The sequence below is a fragment of the Kitasatospora sp. NPDC059408 genome, assembly GCF_042751525.1.
In the GTDB taxonomy this organism is placed as follows: domain Bacteria; phylum Actinomycetota; class Actinomycetes; order Streptomycetales; family Streptomycetaceae; genus Kitasatospora.
This window is the reverse complement of the sequence record NZ_JBHYWI010000046.1, coordinates 22,388-37,344: the sequence shown is the minus strand read 5'-3', so window position 1 is coordinate 37,344 and position 14,957 is coordinate 22,388. Positions and strand designations below refer to the sequence as shown.

The window sequence follows — 14,957 nt, the reverse complement described above, 5'->3', positions numbered from 1 at the left end:
CGTACCGGGGTCCGGGGGGGCCGGTGCGGCCCTAGGAGGTCGTCTCCAGCGTGCCGAGGGTGACGTCGGCGGTCTGCGCCTTGCCGTCCCGGGTGTACGTCACGGTGGCCTTGCTGCCCGGCGTGAGCGAGGCGAGGGCCGTGGTCAGGGCGTTCAGCGAGTCGACCGCGGCGTCGCCGATCTTGGTGATGACGTCCCCGGGCTGGAGCCCCGCCGAGGCGGCCGGGCCGCCCGCGGTGACCGAGACGATCACCGCGCCGGCCGGCTGGAACTGCTGGTTGAAGCTGGTCCGGGCGGTGACGCCGAGCGCGGCCCGGCCGGAGTTGGTCACCTTGCCCTGCTTGATCAGCTGGTCGGTGATGTTGGTGATGGTGGACGCCGGGATCGCGAAGCCGATGCCGGGCGCGGCGGCGCCGTTGGCCTGCGGCTCGGTGGCCGCGAGGGTGTTGATGCCGATCACCTGGCTGTCCAGGTTGACCAGCGCGCCGCCGCTGTTGCCCGGGTTGATCGCGGCCGAGGTCTGCACCATGTTGCCGATCGTCGCGCCCGGCGATCCGCCGCCCCTGGGCTCGGAGACGGTCCGCCCGGTGGCCGAGACGATGCCCTGGGTGACGCTGCTGGAGAGCCCGAGCGGGCTGCCCATGGCGAGCGTGATCTGGCCCAGCTGGACCTTGCCCGAGTCCCCGAAGGTGGCGGGCTTGAGGCCGCTCGGCGGGCTGCTCAGCTTGATCACCGCGAGGTCGGAGTCGGGGTAGCTGCCGACCAGAGCGGCGTCCAGGGACTTGGTGCTGTTGGCCAGGGTGACGGTGAAGGTGGTGGCGGACCCGACCACGTGGGCGTTGGTGACGATGTCGCCCTTGTCGTCGTAGACGATCCCCGAGCCGAGGCTGTCGCCGGTGGTGATCTGCACCACGGACGGCAGGACGTCGGCGATGACCTTCTGGTAGGCGTCCTGGAGCTGGTTGCCGGTCATGGGCGGGGCCGAGGAGCCCGAAGCGGCCGGTGACGGGGCCGCGGAGGACGAGGCCTGGCCCGGGGCCGAGGACTTGGCCGACGACGACGAACCGCTGCTGCACCCGGTCAGCGCCAGCGCGGCGGCCGTCAGGACGGCGACCGCACCGGGGGCGCGCAGCCACCCGCGGAACGCCTTGGGGCCGGTAGGCCGCGGACCGGCAGGGAGGGGACGGTTGTGTTCCTTCTTTCGGCTCACCTTGGCTGCCTCCGATTCGTCACCAGGCCGAGAGCACAGAAATCTTTGTCAGCATTTCACCGATTTGTCCGAATTGCTGGCTGGACTCGCCCGGCCACACCGGTCGAAAACGGGACCTAGGATCGGAGGCATGACCTGGTTGATCACTGGCGGTGCCGGATACATCGGCGGGCACGTGGTCCGTCAGCTGCTCGACGCGGGCGAGAGCGTGGCCGTCCTGGACGACCTCAGCACCGGCGACCCGAGCCGGCTGCCGGCCGACGTCGCGCTCGTCAAGGGCTCCACGCTGGACCGCGCCGTCGTGTCCGCCGCCATCCGCGAGCACGCGGTGACGGGGATCCTGCACTTCGCCGCGAAGAAGCAGGTGGGCGAGTCGGTCGAGCGCCCGTTCCTCTACTACCGCGAGAACATGCTCGGCCTGCAGACCGTCCTGGAGGCCGCCGCCGACGAGGGCGTGCGGCGCTTCCTGTTCTCCTCCTCGGCCGCCGTCTACGGCATGCCGGACGTCGACCTGGTCACCGAGGCCACCCCCTGCGCGCCGATGAACCCGTACGGCGAGACCAAGCTGGCCGGCGAGTGGCTGGTCGCCGCCGCCGGGCGGGCGCACGGCATGTCGACGATCTCGCTGCGGTACTTCAACGTGGCCGGCTCCGGCGCGCCGGAGCTGGCCGACACCGGGGTCTTCAATCTCGTCCCGATGGTCTTCGAGCGCCTCACCACCGGCCGGGCGCCGCGCGTCTTCGGCGCGGACTACCCCACCCCGGACGGCACCTGCGTGCGCGACTACATCCACGTGGCCGACGTCGCGTCGGCCCACGTCGCGGCCGCCCGCCGGCTCGCCGCCGACCCGCCGGGCGGCACCGCGCTGGTGCTCAACATCGGCCGCGGCGAGGGCGTCAGCGTCCGCGAGATGCTCGCCCTGATCGGCGAGGTCACCGGGCGGGACACCACCCCGGAGGTGACCCCGCGCCGCCCCGGCGACCCGGCCCGGGTGGTGGCCTCCGCCGACCTGATCGGCCGCGAGCTGGGCTGGCACGCCCGGTACGACGTCGCCGAGATGGTCGCCTCCGCGTGGGAGGGCTGGTGCCACCACCACCCGGAGGCCCGCGACAAGCGTTAGCGGGCGGGCACCGCCGTGCCGTAGAAGGCGTCCAGCGCGTACACGCAGCGGTCCTTGGAGCCGACGAACACCCGGCCGCCGACCGCCACCGGGGAGCCGGTCAGCTCGCCCTTGGTGCCGAGCTCCCAGCGCAGCTGACCGCTCGCCAGGTCCACCGTGTGCAGCGAGTGGTCCCGGCTGCCGAGGTGGACCAGGCCGTCCGCGACCGCCGGGGAGCCGACGATCTCGCCGCGCGCGGTGTAGCGCCAGCGCTCCCGGCCGGTGGCCGCCTCGAAGGCGTACAGCACCTCGCCGCTGCCGACCAGCACCATGCCCTCGCCGACCACGACCGGCTCGGCGCCCTGGCGGCCGCCCGTGGCACCGCGCCAGCGGTCCCGGCCGGTGGCCGCGTCGAGCGCGTACACGGTGCCCAGGTAGTCGGCGACGTAGACGGCGTCCGCGTCCAGCGCGGGCGGGGTGAAGAGCACCACCGGCGCCTCGAAGCGCCACCGCTCGGCGCCGCTCGCCGCGTCCAGGGCGTACACCCGGGTGCCGGCCGTCACGTACAGCACGCCGCCGCGCTCGACGGGGTGCGACGGGACGTCCTCGCCGACCGGGAAGGACCAGCGCAGGCCCGCGCCGCGCGGGTCGACGCAGCGCAGCCGCCCGGCGCCGTAGTAGTACGCGGCGCCGGCCACCAGGACGGGCCCGGACTGCGGGTTCTCGTAGTCCTGCTGGGCGTCGTCGGCGCGCCACAGCTCCGCGCCGGTGGCGGCCGAACGCAGCTGGACGCCGCCGCCGCGCACGCCGCAGCACAGCACGCCGTCGGCGGCGGACAGCGAGTAGACCCAGCCGTCCAGCGAGGTGCGCCAGCGCTCGGTGCCGTCCGCGACGTCCACGGTGTACAGGTGCGGTCCGTCGGCCGCGTGCACCCGGCCGGCGTCCACGGCGAGCGCCCAGGCCACGTCCCGGGTCTTGTAGCGGCGCTGGCCGGAGGCGATGTCCAGCGCGTGCACCTCGAAGCTGGAGACGAACAGGGTGCCGTCGGCGACCACCGGGGTGCCCCAGACGTCGTTGGACATCCGGAACCGCCAGGGCCGCCAGCGCGGCGCCGGAGCCGGGGGCTGGACGGGCGCCGGGAGGGGCGTCCGGGCCGGCGGCGGGGTCGCCCGGCGCACCCACTCGGTCTCGGCCGGCGTGGCACCGGGGCCGGTCTGCTCGTGCTCGGCCCGCGGGCCGGGGCCTATCCGCACGGACGCGCCGGGCAGCCGCACCTCGGCGCCGCCGCCGTCGGTGGGCGCCCGGTGCTTGTTGGGCGAGCGGATCTTCTCGGTGGCGATCTCGGCCTCGGACGCCTGGCCCGGCCGGACGTGCACCGGACCGAGCGGCGGCGGGGCGTGGCCGCCCGGGTGCTGGGTGCGCGGGTCCTCGACGCCGGGACGCTGCGTCGGCACGTTCTGGTGCGGCACGCTCTGGTGCGGGACGGGCCCCGGCGGGACGGGGGCCGGCGCCTCGGCCGGGTGCAGCGGCCCGGCGCCCTGCGGGGTCACGGGCGGCGCGGGAGGTGCCGGGGGTGCGGGCGGCGTGGCGGGCTGGCGCCGGCCGCGCTTGCGCTCGATCAGCTCCAGCGCGTTGGCCGGGAGCCAGTCCCCGGCCTCGCCGGAGGCGTCGTCCCGGGAGAACAGGTGCGGGGCCAGTTCGGTCTGGATCTGCGCCGGGGTGGGCCGGTGCTCGGGCGAGGGCCGCATGCAGGCGCGGACCAGGTCCATCAGCTCGACCGGCATCCCCGAGTAGTCGGGCTGCTCGCGCAGGAGCTGGAACACCGTCTCGACCGGGTTCGAGCCGCGGAAGGGCGGGTGCCCGGTGGCGCAGAAGACCATCAGCGAGCCGAGCGAGAAGATGTCGCTGGCGCCCTGGACGGTCCGGCTGTCGCGGGCCTGCTCGGGCGACATGTAGGCGGGGGTGCCGACCGCGACGTTGGTCATGGTGAGCCGGGTGCTGGACACCCCGGCGGCGATGCCGAAGTCGATCACCTTCGGGCCGTCCTCGACCACCAGGACGTTCGAGGGCTTCAGGTCGCGGTGGATCAGCCCGGCGGCGTGGATGGACTGCAGCGCCTCGGCGATGCCGGCGACCAGCCAGCGGGTGGCGTCCACCGGCAGCGGGCCGCACTCCTCGACCAGGTCCTCCAGGGAGGGCGCCGGGATGTAGGCGGTCGCCAGCCAGGGCACGCGCGCGTCGGCGTCGGCGTCCACGACGGCCGCCGTGTAGAAGCCGCCGACCGTCTTGGCCGCGGCGATCTCCCGCGCGAAGCGGACCCGGAACAGCTCGTCCTCGGCCAGCTCCCCCCGGACGGTCTTGATGGCCACGCGCCGGCCGGAGGCGGAACGTGCCAGGTAGACCAGGCCCATCCCGCCCGCGCCGAGCCGCCCCAGCACCTCGAAGGGCCCGATCCGCCTCGGATCGTGCGCCGTCAGCTGGTCCACTCCGCTGCCACCTCCCCGTCCAGGCACCCGCCGCGTGGTGCCGGACCCGATTCTCCATGGCCGCCCGGCCCATCTCCAACCTCCCCCGCCCAGGAGCGCCGGGGGCCGCACGGACGGCACCGCCAGGTCAGTGGTCGCGGAACGGCCGGATTCTGACGCCCGCTCCGGCGGGGGCTTGCGCCCGGGCCGTCCGACGGGCTCACCGGCCGCACATCGTCCACGCCGGGTTTCCGTCACGCTCTGTCACCCGACCACCCCTCAGCGGACTCGCCGTCACGCTGTGAGATCGAAAGCACACGGGGGGGCTACATCGGGACGCGGTGAATATCCGTCCGAAGTGGTTCATGCCCCTATAGGAACCCCCGAGCGGAGTAATAGTCGCATCACCGAATCGCGCCAAGATCGTGCCACGGTAAGCTGACGGCATGACAGGACAAGTTCGCACCGTCGACGGTCGCGTCGCCGGGCGACGCGGACAGGAGACGCGGCAGAAGCTGCTCGACTGCCTCCGCGAGATGCTCAGCACGTCGCCCTATCGGGACGTCAAGGTCATCGACGTCGCCCGTATGGCGGGTACCTCCCCCGCGACCTTCTACCAGTACTTCCCGGATGTCGAGGGCGCTGTCCTCGAAATCGCCGAGGAAATGGCCAAGGACGCCGACACCCTCAAAGAGCTGGTGGCCGGAAAGTCCTGGGCAGGGAAGTCCGGACCGACCACTTCGGAAGAACTGGTCGACGGATTCCTCGCCTTCTGGCGCAAGAACGACGCCATTCTCCGAGTGGTCACGCTCGGTGCCGCCGAAGGGGACAAGCGGTTCTTCAAGATCCGCATGACCGTCCTCAACGCGGTCGCCAAGCCGCTCGCGGATGCCGTCCGGGAACTCCAGGCGAAGGGACAGGCCGACAAGTCACTCGATCCCAACGCCGTCTCCGGGGCCCTGGTCTCGCTGCTCGCCTCGGCGGCCGAGCACCAGAAGGCCTTCACCTCCTGGGGCGTCAAGGTCAAGGACCTCAAGCCCAACCTCGCTCCCCTGGTGTACCTGGGCGTCACCGGCAAGAAGGCGCCAAAGTAGACCATCCGCTCATCCGACCATCCGCCCGCGCGCAGCCCCGGCCTCCTGTCCGGGGAACGACGGACGGCGGCCGTGTCCTCGGGGGAGGTCCGCCGACGTACCGCAGCGCGCCAGGGCCAGACATGCCGGTGGGCGGGCACCCCTCACACAGGGTGCCCGCCCACCGGCATGTTCCGCGTCAGGGGCCGGGACGGCGCCGGGGCCGCCTCAGGGGCAGCGGACCACCTGGCCGGCGTAGGCCAGGCCGCCGCCGAAGCCGAACAGCAGGACCGGGTCGCCGGGCGACAGCTCGCCGCGCTCGACCAGCTTGGAGAAGGCCAGCGGGATCGACGCGGCCGAGGTGTTGCCGGACTCCACGACGTCCCTGGCCACCACGGCGTCGGTGACGCCCAGCTTGTTGGCGATCGCGTCGATGATCCGCAGGTTCGCCTGGTGCGGCACGAAGCCCTTCAGCTCGGACGGGTCGATCCCGGCCCGCTCGCAGGCCTGCCGGGCGAGCGGGGCGAGCTGGGTGGTGGCCCAGCGGAAGACCGACTGGCCCTGCTGGCTGATCACCGGGTCCCAGCCGGTGATCACCACGGCGTCGCCCTTCTCCGGCTCCGAGCCCCAGACCACCGGGCCGATGCCCGGCTCGGCGCCGTCCTCCTGCGCCTCGACGACCGCGGCGCCGGCGCCGTCGCCGAAGATCACGCAGGTCGAGCGGTCGGTCCAGTCGAGGGTGTCGGACATCCGCTCGGCGCCGATCACCAGCGCCCGGCGGGCCGCACCGGCCCGGATCGCGTGGTCGGCGGTGGCCAGCGCGTACGAGAAGCCGGAGCAGACCGTGTTGATGTCGTAGGCGGCGGGCGCCCGGACGCCGAGCCGGGCGGCCACGGCGGCGGCCGTGTTGGGGCTGCGCTCGACGGCGGTGCAGGTGGCGACCACGACGAGGTCGATCTCGTCGGCGGTGCGGCCGCTGCGGGCCAGCGCCTTCTGGGCCGCCTCGGTGGCCATGTCGACCAGGGTCTCGCCCTCGGCGATGTGCCGGGTCCTGATCCCCACCCGGGCGCGGATCCACTCGTCGGTCGTGTCGACGAGCGTGGCCAGGTCGTCGTTGGAGAGGACCTTGGGGGGCTGGTAGTGACCGAGTGCCACGATGCGCGAACCGCTCATGCTGCCATGCAACCGGGTTACCCGCTGGTCAGCCGGGCACCATCGGCTACAGGATCCGCCCCCGTGAACTGTAGGTAGCCGACAAGGGGCGTTGCGGCACTTGGGGTTCCGCTTGGCCCGCGGCCGGATCGTCCGGTCCGGGGTCAGGCCGCCAGCGAGGTCGCGTCGCCCATCACGATGACCGGGTGGGCGGCCGGATCCAGGGTGCGGATGAGCTGCGCCATCTTGTCCTCGGGGATGGAGACGCAGCCGTGGGTGGGGCCGTCGTGGTCGACGTGGAGCCAGATGCCGCCGCCCTTGGACTTGCCGTCGGGGCGGCGCGGGTCGAGCGGGGAGGAGCCGGGGACCCGGTTGTAGTTGATCGCCACGACGTAGTCGAAGGAGCCGGCCAGCTGGTCGCCGAAGAAGCCCGTCCCGGAGACCACGAAGCTCGGGTCCTTGTCGTACGGGAGCTTGCTGCCGGGGTCGGCGTTGCGGCCGCCGGCGTCGGTCAGCGAGAAGACGCCGATCGGGCTGCGCAGGTCGCCCTCGTTGTGGCCGGTGGTCCAGCCGTTCTTGCCGTTGTGGCCCTGCCAGGTCTCGCCGGGCAGCCAGCGGCCCTCCGGGGTCCGGGTCCACAGCGTGACGCTGTTCTTGTCGGTGTCCTTGCCCTGGCCGGTGGCCACCACGACCTGGTTGGTCTGCGCGGGTATCCGGGCCGTGAAGGACGCGCCGAGGCCGGGTATCGCGGCCACCGAGCCGTCGTCTCGGGTCTCGCTCCGGCCGGCCACGGCGGCCTGGTTCTGCCGGTCCGCGGCGGCCTGGGCGGCGGCGGCCGGGGCGGGCCGGTCGGGCGTGCTGACGCCCTCCGGGCCGGGGCCGTCGGCGGTGGTGACGCCGGGCTTGGCGGTGTCCTGGCCGACGGTGTACCAGCCCGCGGCGGCCGCGACCAGCAGCGCGGTGCCGGCCATCACGGCCTTGCCGTGACTCTTCTTCTTCGCCTTGCGGCGGCGGCCCCGGGCGGCCGTCCTGGCGCCCACGGCGGGGGTGGCGGCGGCCTGCGGCGCGGGCTCGGACAGGTAGACCGGCTCGGGCTCGTACGGCGGCTCCGGCGCGTACAGGGACTCGGGCGTGTACAGCGGCTCGGGCTCGTACAGCGACGCCGCCTCGTACGGCGGCTCGGGCTCGTACAGCGGCTCCGGAGCCGCGTAGGCCTCCGGTGCCTGCACGTACGGCTGGAACGACTCGTCGTACGCGGCGAAGTACCCGTCAGCCGACTGCGCGTACGGCTGGTACTGGCCGTACGGGGCCTCGTGGACGGGCTCCTGGTACGGCTCGTAGGAGCCGTACGACGGCTCGTGCGGCTGCTGCGGCACGCCGTGCGCCGGCTCCTGCATCGGCTCGTACGGCGGGTACGCGGTGGCGCGATGTGAACCGGACATGGGGCCGATCCTGCCAAACGGCGTACCCGTTGGTAAACCCGGGGCGTTGTACGGGAGCTGTGAAGACGCCCGTCCCCCGGGCCGGCGGTGCGGCCCGGGGGACGGGAACGTGCAGGTGGGAGCGCGACGGGCGCAGCTCAGAGGCGCATCGCCTGCGGGGTCTCGCGGAGCGTCAGGTCGGGGCCCTCGTACTCGCGGATGACCTCGTAGCGGGTGTTGCGCTCGACCGGGCGGAAGCCGGCGTCGCGGATCAGGCCGAGCAGGTCGTCGCGGCCGAGCTTGTTCGGGGTGCCGAAGTTGTCCGCGTCGTGGGTGATCTTGTACTCGACCACCGAGCCGTCCATGTCGTCCGCGCCGTGGCTGAGCGCCAGCTGGGCGGTGGTGACGCCGTGCATCACCCAGAAGACCTTGACGTGCGGGACGTTGTCGAAGAGCAGCCGGGACACGGCGAAGGTCTTCAGCGCCTCGGCGCCGGTGGCCATCTCGGTGCGCGCCATCAGGCGGTTGCGCACGACGCCGTCCTTGGAGTCGTGGAAGTCGTGCTGGTAGCGCAGCGGGATGAAGACCTGGAAGCCGCCGGTCTCGTCCTGCAGCTCGCGCAGCCGCAGCACGTGGTCGACGCGGTGGCGGGGCTCCTCGATGTGCCCGTACAGCATGGTGCAGGGCGTCTTGAGGCCCTTGGAGTGCGCCAGCCGGTGGATCCGCGACCAGTCCTCCCAGTGGGTGTCGTGGTCGACGATGTGCCGGCGGACCTCCCAGTCGAAGATCTCCGCGCCGCCACCGGTCAGCGACTCCAGGCCGGCGTCGATCAGCTCGTCGAGGATCTCGTCCGCGGACAGGCCGCTGATCTTCTCGAACCAGTGGATCTCGGTGGCGGTGAAGGCCTTCAGCGAGACGTTCGGCAGGGCCGCCTTCAGCTCCCGCAGCGAGCGCGGGTAGTAGCGCCAGGGCAGGGTCGGGTGCAGGCCGTTGACGATGTGCAGCTCGGTGAGGGACTCGACCTCCATCGCCTTGGCGAGGCGGACGGCCTCCTCGATGCGCATCGTGTACGCGTCCTTCTCGCCCGGCTTGCGCTGGAACGAGCAGTAGGCGCAGGACGCGCTGCACACGTTGGTCATGTTGAGGTGGCGGTTGACGTTGAAGTGGACGACGTCGCCGTTCTTCCGCGTCCGCACGTGGTGCGCCAGGCCGCCCAGCCAGGCCAGGTCGTCGCTCTCGTAGAGCGCGATCCCGTCCTCGCGGGTCAGCCGCTCACCCGCGTAGACCTTCGCCTCCAGCTCGCGCTTGAGCCCTGCGTCCATGCGGTGACCCGCCTCCTCCGACTTCGATTCCTTGCCGGAACGAGCGTACGCCTATGCCGAGAGCAGCTCCGCGAGCAGTGCCGGTTCGATGTTCCCGCCGCTCACGACGGCCGCGACCGACCGGCCGCCGGTCTGCTCCGCGCGGTGGAAGTAGGCGGCCGGGGCGACCGCGCCGGAGGGTTCGGCGACGAGGCGGCCGCGGCGGGCGAGCAGGGCGACGGTGGCCCGGATCTCGTCCTCCGTGACGGTGACGATGTCGTCCACGTAGGCGGTCAGGTGCTCGTACGGGAGCACCCCGACGGACGGGGTGCGCAGGCCGTCCGCGATGGTGCGGTAGGTGTCGGCGACCGGCCACTCGACCCGGCGGCCGGTGCGCAGGCTCTCCCGCGCGTCCGCCGCGAGCTCCGGCTCGACGCCGACCACCCGGATCTCCGGGCGGGTGAGCTTGAGCGCGGCCGCCGTCCCGCCGATCAGGCCGCCGCCGCTGACCGGCACCAGGACGGTGTCCAGTCCGGCCGGGGCGTCCTCGGCGATCTCCAGGCCGACCGTGCCCTGGCCCGCGATGATGTACGGGTCGTCGTACGGCGGCACCCACACGTAGCCGTGCCGCTCGGCCAGTTCGCCGGGCAGGGTGTCCCGCTCCCCCGGCGGCACGAGGATCACCTCGGCGCCGAACCCGCGGGTGGCCTCCACCTTGACGGCGGGCGAGGTGTCCGGCATGACGATGACGGCCTTGATCCCCAGCAGCCCCGCCGCGTACGCGACCGCCTGCGCGTGGTTGCCGCTCGACTGCGCGACCACCCCGCGGGCCCGCTCGTCGTCGGTGAGCACGGCCAGCCGGTTGTAGGCGCCGCGGGTCTTGAAGGCACCGGTCGGCTGGAGGTTCTCCGGCTTCAGCCAGAGGCGGCGCTCGCCCTCGGCCGCCCACGGGGCGGGGACCAGCGGGGTGCGCACCGCGACCCCCGCGATCCGCTCCCGGGCCGCGTGCAGCTCCTCCAGACCGACCAGTGCCATGACGTCACTCTCCTTCGGGAGGGAGATCGCTCACCCGGTTCTCCCACTTGGTGGAGAGTACGACGGTGGTGCGGGTGCGGGCCACGCCCTTCGTGCCCGAGATCCGCTTCACCACCGACTCCAGGCCGGCCACGTCGGCCACCCGGACCTTGAGCATGTAGGAGTCGTCACCCGCGATGAACCAGCAGTCCTCGACCTCGTTGAGGTCCTTCAGCCGGAACGCGACGTCCTCGTGGTCGGCCGCGTCGGTCAGCTGGAGACCGATCAGGGCCGTGACGCCGAAGCCGAGCGAGGCCGGGTTGACCGTCGCGCGGTAGCCGGTGATGACACCGGCCTGCTCCAGGCGGTTGATGCGGTCCGTGACGCTCGGGCCGGAGAGTCCGACCAGCCGGCCCAGCTCGGCGTAGGACGCACGGCCGTTCTCCCGGAGCGCCTGGATGAGCTGTCTGTCCACCGTGTCCATATACCGTCCGCGTCCTTCCGAACCTCACCAGACCCACAGATCATTATCCGGATTCAAAGGCGCCGTGCAGGGACCAACCCGGATATCGCAGAGAACATACTCTCCCGGCCCCGGCTTCCTCACTCCCCCTCAGCCGTCGCCGGTGCGCCGCCGCCGCTCCGGCGCGCCGCCGCGCCCAACTCCCCTTCCCAGCGCAGGTACAGGGAGTGCGGCACGCCGACGGCGTCCAGCACCCGGCCGGCGACGAAATCGACGAGTTCGCGCACGGTGGAGCCGCCCGCGTAGAAACCGGGCGACGCGGGGAGCACGACCGCGCCCTGCGCGTCCAGTTCCACCAAGTGCTTCAACGTCACCCCGTTGAGTGGCGTCTCGCGGACGCACACGACCAGCGGGCGGCGCTCCTTGAGGGTGACGCTGGCCACCCGCTGGAGCAGGTCCTTGCTCAGGCCGAGCGCGATCCCGGCCACCGCGCCGGTGGTCGCGGGGACGACGAGCATGCCCTTGGCCGGGTACGAGCCGCTGGACGGGCCGGCCGCGAAGTCCCCCGCGGACCAGTAGCGGACGTCGTCCAGGCCCTCGTCACCGCCCAGCCACTCGGCGAGGTCGGTGCGCCAGTGGGCGTCCCGGAAGGAGATGCCGGTCTCGTCCAGGATGGTGAGCCGGGCGGCCCGGCTGACGACCAGGTCGACGGACTCCCCGGCCGCGAGCAGCGCACGGATCACGGACGCGGCGTACGGCGTCCCGGACGCACCCGAGACCCCGACCACCCACGGTTGACGCTTCACTGTTCCCATGGGCCATTTCTATCCGGCCCCACCCGGCGTGGCCGCATCCGCGCGTCCCCCTGCGAGGATGAGGCCATGGCAGCGACCCTCGTCGACCTCACCCACCAGGTGACCACCGCGATGCCGGTCTACCCCGGCGATCCGGCGGTCGTGCTGGAGCCCGCGCTCACCACCGCGACCGCCGGGGTGAACGTGCTGGCCCTGCACCTCGGTTCGCAGTCCGGGACGCACGTGGACGCCCCGTACCACGTGGACGTGACCTGGCCGACGCTCGACGGGCTCCCGCTGGAGCTCTTCACGGGCCCCGCGGTGGTCGCCGACCTGCGCGGGCTGGAGCCCCGGGCGGCCGTCACACCCGAGCTGCTCGCGCCCGCGCTGGAGCGGGCGGGCGAGGGGACCGTCCTGCTGCTGGCCACCGGCTGGGCGCGACACTGGGCCACCGACGCGTACTTCGCGCACCCGAGCCTGACCCCCGACGCGGCCGAGGCGATCGTCGCGGCCGGGGTCCGCACGGTCGGCGTGGACGCGCTGAGCGTCGACCCCACCCCCGACCCGGGGCCGGGCGACCCGGCGGTGGCCGCGCTGCTCGCCGACCTCACCGACGAGCACGACCACCCGGCCGCCGACGAGCCGACCCTGGCCGCGCACCGGGTGCTGCTGGGAGCGCCCGGCGGTGGGGTGATCGCGGAGAACCTGACCGACCTGCGGGCCCTGCTGGACGCCCAGGAGGCCGGACTGCCGGTGGAGGTCTCGCTGTTCCCGCTGCGGCTGGTCGCGGCGGACGGCGCACCGGTCCGGGCGGTGGCCCGGCTGGGGTGACCCCGGTGGGCGCGGGAACGGCCGCGCCCGCGCCCTTTTCCGGGCCGGTCCGGGAGCGTCCGGTTCCGGCCAACTGCCCAGCCAGACTTGGTCTAGACCATCCCCCGGACCCGCCGGTACGCTGTCCGCCCATGGCAGAGATCATCGGAGTGATCGAGCGACTCTGGCGCTACCCCGTGAAGTCCACCGGCGGCGAGCGGCTCGACTCCGTCGAGGTGGAGCGGCGCGGCCTGGCCGGCGACCGCCTCTACGCCGTCCGCGACGCGGCCGGCAGGTTCGGCTCGGGCAAGAACACCCGCCGCTTCCGGCGGATGGACGGCCTGCTGCGGCTCTCCTCCAGACTCGGCCACCGGCTCGACGGCCCCGAGCTGTTCGACCCGCTCGGGCGCCCGGTCGCCGACCCGACCGCCTTCCTGCGCGCCTACCTCCAGCGCGAGGACGTCGAACTCGCCCGCGAGGACGCCGTCTCGCACTTCGACCAGCTGCCGGTGAGCGTGATCACCACCGCCACCCTCGACTGGGCCCGCGAGGCCGCCCCGCTCACCGTCGTCGACGAACGCCGGTTCCGGCCCAACATCGTGCTGCGCACCCCGCCCGGCACCCCGCCGTTCGTCGAGGACACCTGGTTCGGCCGCGAGGGCCGCACCGAAGCCCCGGACGGCGCCCGGCTCGCCTTCGTCCGCTCCAGCGAGCGCTGCGCCATGACCTCCGCCGCCCAGCCGGGGCTCCCGCACGCGCCGGAGCTGCTCAAGGCCGTCGTGGCCGCCCACGACGGCCGGCTCGACGCCCTCGCGGAGGTCGCCGCGCCGGGCCGGCTGCGCGTGGGCGACCGGCTGACGCTCGCCCGATCCATCGCAATGGAGCAAGCAGGTCAATGAATTGACGATGCGTCAGCCACGGATCAGGCACACCGGATGCCCCGCCGGATCCGCGAAGACCCGCCAGCCGCCGGCGTCGTGCAGACGGACGGCGCCGAGCGCGAGCACCGCGCGCTCGGCGGCGTCCAGGTCCTCGACGTCGACGTCCAGGTGCGCCTGCTGGGGGTGCTCCGGATCCGGCCAGCGGGGCGGGCGGTGGTCGGCGACGCGCTGGAAGCAGAGCACCGCGCCGCCGTCCAGGTGCAGCGTGGACCAGCCGTCGCCGAGCGCCCAGCGCGGATCCGGCCGGTCGACCTCGCCGCCCAGCAGGCCCGCGTAGAAGCGGGCCAGCGCGGCCGGTTCCGGGCAGTCGAGCACCAGGCACTGCAGTTTGCCGATCACGGCCTTCTCCGTCCTCCGGTGGTTGCGTCCGGGGCCGATTCTCGCCGCCGGACGGGCGGTCCGGAGCTCAGGGCAGCGCGACCGCCCGCAGGTAGGCCTCGGTGAACAGCTCGATGGCCTCGTCCCGCGAGGGCAGCCCGGCGCCGAGCGCGGGTTCGAGGACCGGCCGCAGCAGCACGTGGTTGATCACCGGGCCGAGCAGCAGCTGGACCAGCACCGGCATCGGGAGCGGCCGCAGCCGCCCGGCCTCGACGTGCGGCAGCAGCAGCCGGCCCAGGCCGTCGACCATCCGGGGCAGGTGGGCGGTCATCATCCGCGCGGCCGGGCCGTCCGGACGGCTGAACAGGTCCGCGAAGACCGCGGGGACGATCCGCGGCTCGTGTTCCAGGGCCGCCGCGTACAGCCGGTAGAGCGCCCGCACGGTGTCCGCGAGCTGCTCGGGCGGATCGGCCGCGAGGGCCTCCAGGTCGGGCAGCGGGCCGTGCGCCTCGAACACGGCGGAGAGCAGGCCGTCCCGCCCCTCGAAGACGGCGTGCAGGCTCGGCAGCGAACACCCCGCGTGGTCCGCGACGGCGTCCAGGGTGATCCCGCCCAGGCCGCGCTCGGCCACCAGCCGGGCCGCCGCGTCGACCGCGCGCTCGCGCACCGGGCGCCGCCCGCCCGGGTCGACGCCCGCCCGCCGGACGGCCTCGTCCAGGGCGCCCCGGGAGCCGCCGAGGCGGCGCAGCAGCGTGCTGCGGGAGACACCGGCGGCCGTCGCGATCGCCGTCAGGGGGACGTCCGCGACGTCCTGGCCGCGCTCCTTCGCCGCCGCCAGCGCCGCGGCCACCAGATCCTTCATGTGGAGCATCGTACTACTTGACACCTGAGACGGT

General features: G+C 73.5%; 14 protein-coding genes. 4 read left to right on the top strand and 10 right to left on the bottom strand.

Annotation, left to right across the window (positions count from 1 at the left end):
- Positions 1-31 precede the first annotated feature (31 nt).
- Positions 32-1,132 (bottom strand): S1C family serine protease, encoded by a 1,101-nt coding sequence (locus ACFXDE_RS27460; protein ID WP_380497387.1) that lies wholly within the window; start codon positions 1,130-1,132, stop codon positions 32-34.
- Between the two features lie 208 nt (positions 1,133-1,340).
- Here ACFXDE_RS27460 and galE point away from each other — a divergent pair, with 208 nt between their 5' ends.
- Positions 1,341-2,330: a UDP-glucose 4-epimerase GalE gene (gene galE / locus ACFXDE_RS27455; RefSeq protein WP_380497363.1), complete on the top strand. Its 990-nt coding sequence runs from the start codon at positions 1,341-1,343 to the stop codon at positions 2,328-2,330.
- On the opposite strand, the gene ACFXDE_RS27450 is transcribed toward galE, so the two are convergent.
- Entirely contained in the window at positions 2,327-4,795 is a 2,469-nt protein-coding gene (locus tag ACFXDE_RS27450) for a PQQ-binding-like beta-propeller repeat protein (RefSeq protein WP_380497361.1), read from the bottom strand. The genes galE and ACFXDE_RS27450 overlap by 4 nt on opposite strands.
- Positions 4,796-5,220: 425 nt before the next feature.
- Here ACFXDE_RS27450 and ACFXDE_RS27445 point away from each other — a divergent pair, with 425 nt between their 5' ends.
- Positions 5,221-5,868, top strand: a complete 648-nt coding sequence (locus tag ACFXDE_RS27445) for a TetR family transcriptional regulator (protein WP_359964992.1) — start codon at positions 5,221-5,223, stop codon at positions 5,866-5,868.
- Positions 5,869-6,075: 207 nt separating this feature from the next.
- On the opposite strand, the gene ACFXDE_RS27440 is transcribed toward ACFXDE_RS27445, so the two are convergent.
- From ACFXDE_RS27440 to ACFXDE_RS27415, 6 genes are all read right to left on the bottom strand, one after another.
- Positions 6,076-7,020: a beta-ketoacyl-ACP synthase III gene (locus ACFXDE_RS27440; protein WP_380444756.1), complete on the bottom strand. Its 945-nt coding sequence runs from the start codon at positions 7,018-7,020 to the stop codon at positions 6,076-6,078.
- A 143-nt stretch (positions 7,021-7,163) separates the two neighbouring features.
- Entirely contained in the window at positions 7,164-8,441 is a 1,278-nt protein-coding gene (locus ACFXDE_RS27435; RefSeq protein ID WP_380497360.1) for a L,D-transpeptidase family protein, read from the bottom strand.
- 137 nt (positions 8,442-8,578) lie between these two features.
- Positions 8,579-9,742, bottom strand: a complete 1,164-nt coding sequence (gene mqnE / locus ACFXDE_RS27430) for an aminofutalosine synthase MqnE (RefSeq protein WP_380444753.1) — start codon at positions 9,740-9,742, stop codon at positions 8,579-8,581.
- 51 nt (positions 9,743-9,793) lie between these two features.
- Positions 9,794-10,756 (bottom strand): threonine/serine dehydratase, encoded by a 963-nt coding sequence (locus ACFXDE_RS27425; protein ID WP_380497359.1) that lies wholly within the window; start codon positions 10,754-10,756, stop codon positions 9,794-9,796.
- Between the two features lie 4 nt (positions 10,757-10,760).
- Positions 10,761-11,219 carry an Lrp/AsnC family transcriptional regulator gene (locus ACFXDE_RS27420; RefSeq protein WP_329930404.1) on the bottom strand — a complete coding sequence of 153 codons (459 nt, stop codon included), beginning with the start codon at positions 11,217-11,219 and terminating at the stop codon, positions 10,761-10,763.
- 119 nt (positions 11,220-11,338) lie between these two features.
- Positions 11,339-12,013 (bottom strand): UbiX family flavin prenyltransferase, encoded by a 675-nt coding sequence (locus ACFXDE_RS27415; protein WP_380444751.1) that lies wholly within the window; start codon positions 12,011-12,013, stop codon positions 11,339-11,341.
- Between the two features lie 66 nt (positions 12,014-12,079).
- On the opposite strand from ACFXDE_RS27415, the gene ACFXDE_RS27410 reads away from it, so the two are divergent.
- Together ACFXDE_RS27410 and ACFXDE_RS27405 are read left to right on the top strand one after the other, a co-directional pair.
- Positions 12,080-12,823, top strand: a complete 744-nt coding sequence (locus ACFXDE_RS27410) for a cyclase family protein (RefSeq protein WP_380497358.1) — start codon at positions 12,080-12,082, stop codon at positions 12,821-12,823.
- 131 nt (positions 12,824-12,954) lie between these two features.
- On the top strand, positions 12,955-13,701 hold the full coding sequence (locus ACFXDE_RS27405; RefSeq protein ID WP_380497357.1) for an MOSC domain-containing protein: 747 nt from the start codon (positions 12,955-12,957) through the stop codon (positions 13,699-13,701).
- A 12-nt stretch (positions 13,702-13,713) separates the two neighbouring features.
- On the opposite strand, the gene ACFXDE_RS27400 is transcribed toward ACFXDE_RS27405, so the two are convergent.
- Both ACFXDE_RS27400 and ACFXDE_RS27395 read right to left on the bottom strand, forming a co-directional pair.
- Positions 13,714-14,082, bottom strand: a complete 369-nt coding sequence (locus ACFXDE_RS27400) for a VOC family protein (protein ID WP_380497356.1) — start codon at positions 14,080-14,082, stop codon at positions 13,714-13,716.
- Between the two features lie 67 nt (positions 14,083-14,149).
- Positions 14,150-14,923 carry a TetR/AcrR family transcriptional regulator gene (locus ACFXDE_RS27395; protein WP_380497354.1) on the bottom strand — a complete coding sequence of 258 codons (774 nt, stop codon included), beginning with the start codon at positions 14,921-14,923 and terminating at the stop codon, positions 14,150-14,152.
- Positions 14,924-14,957 lie beyond the last annotated feature (34 nt).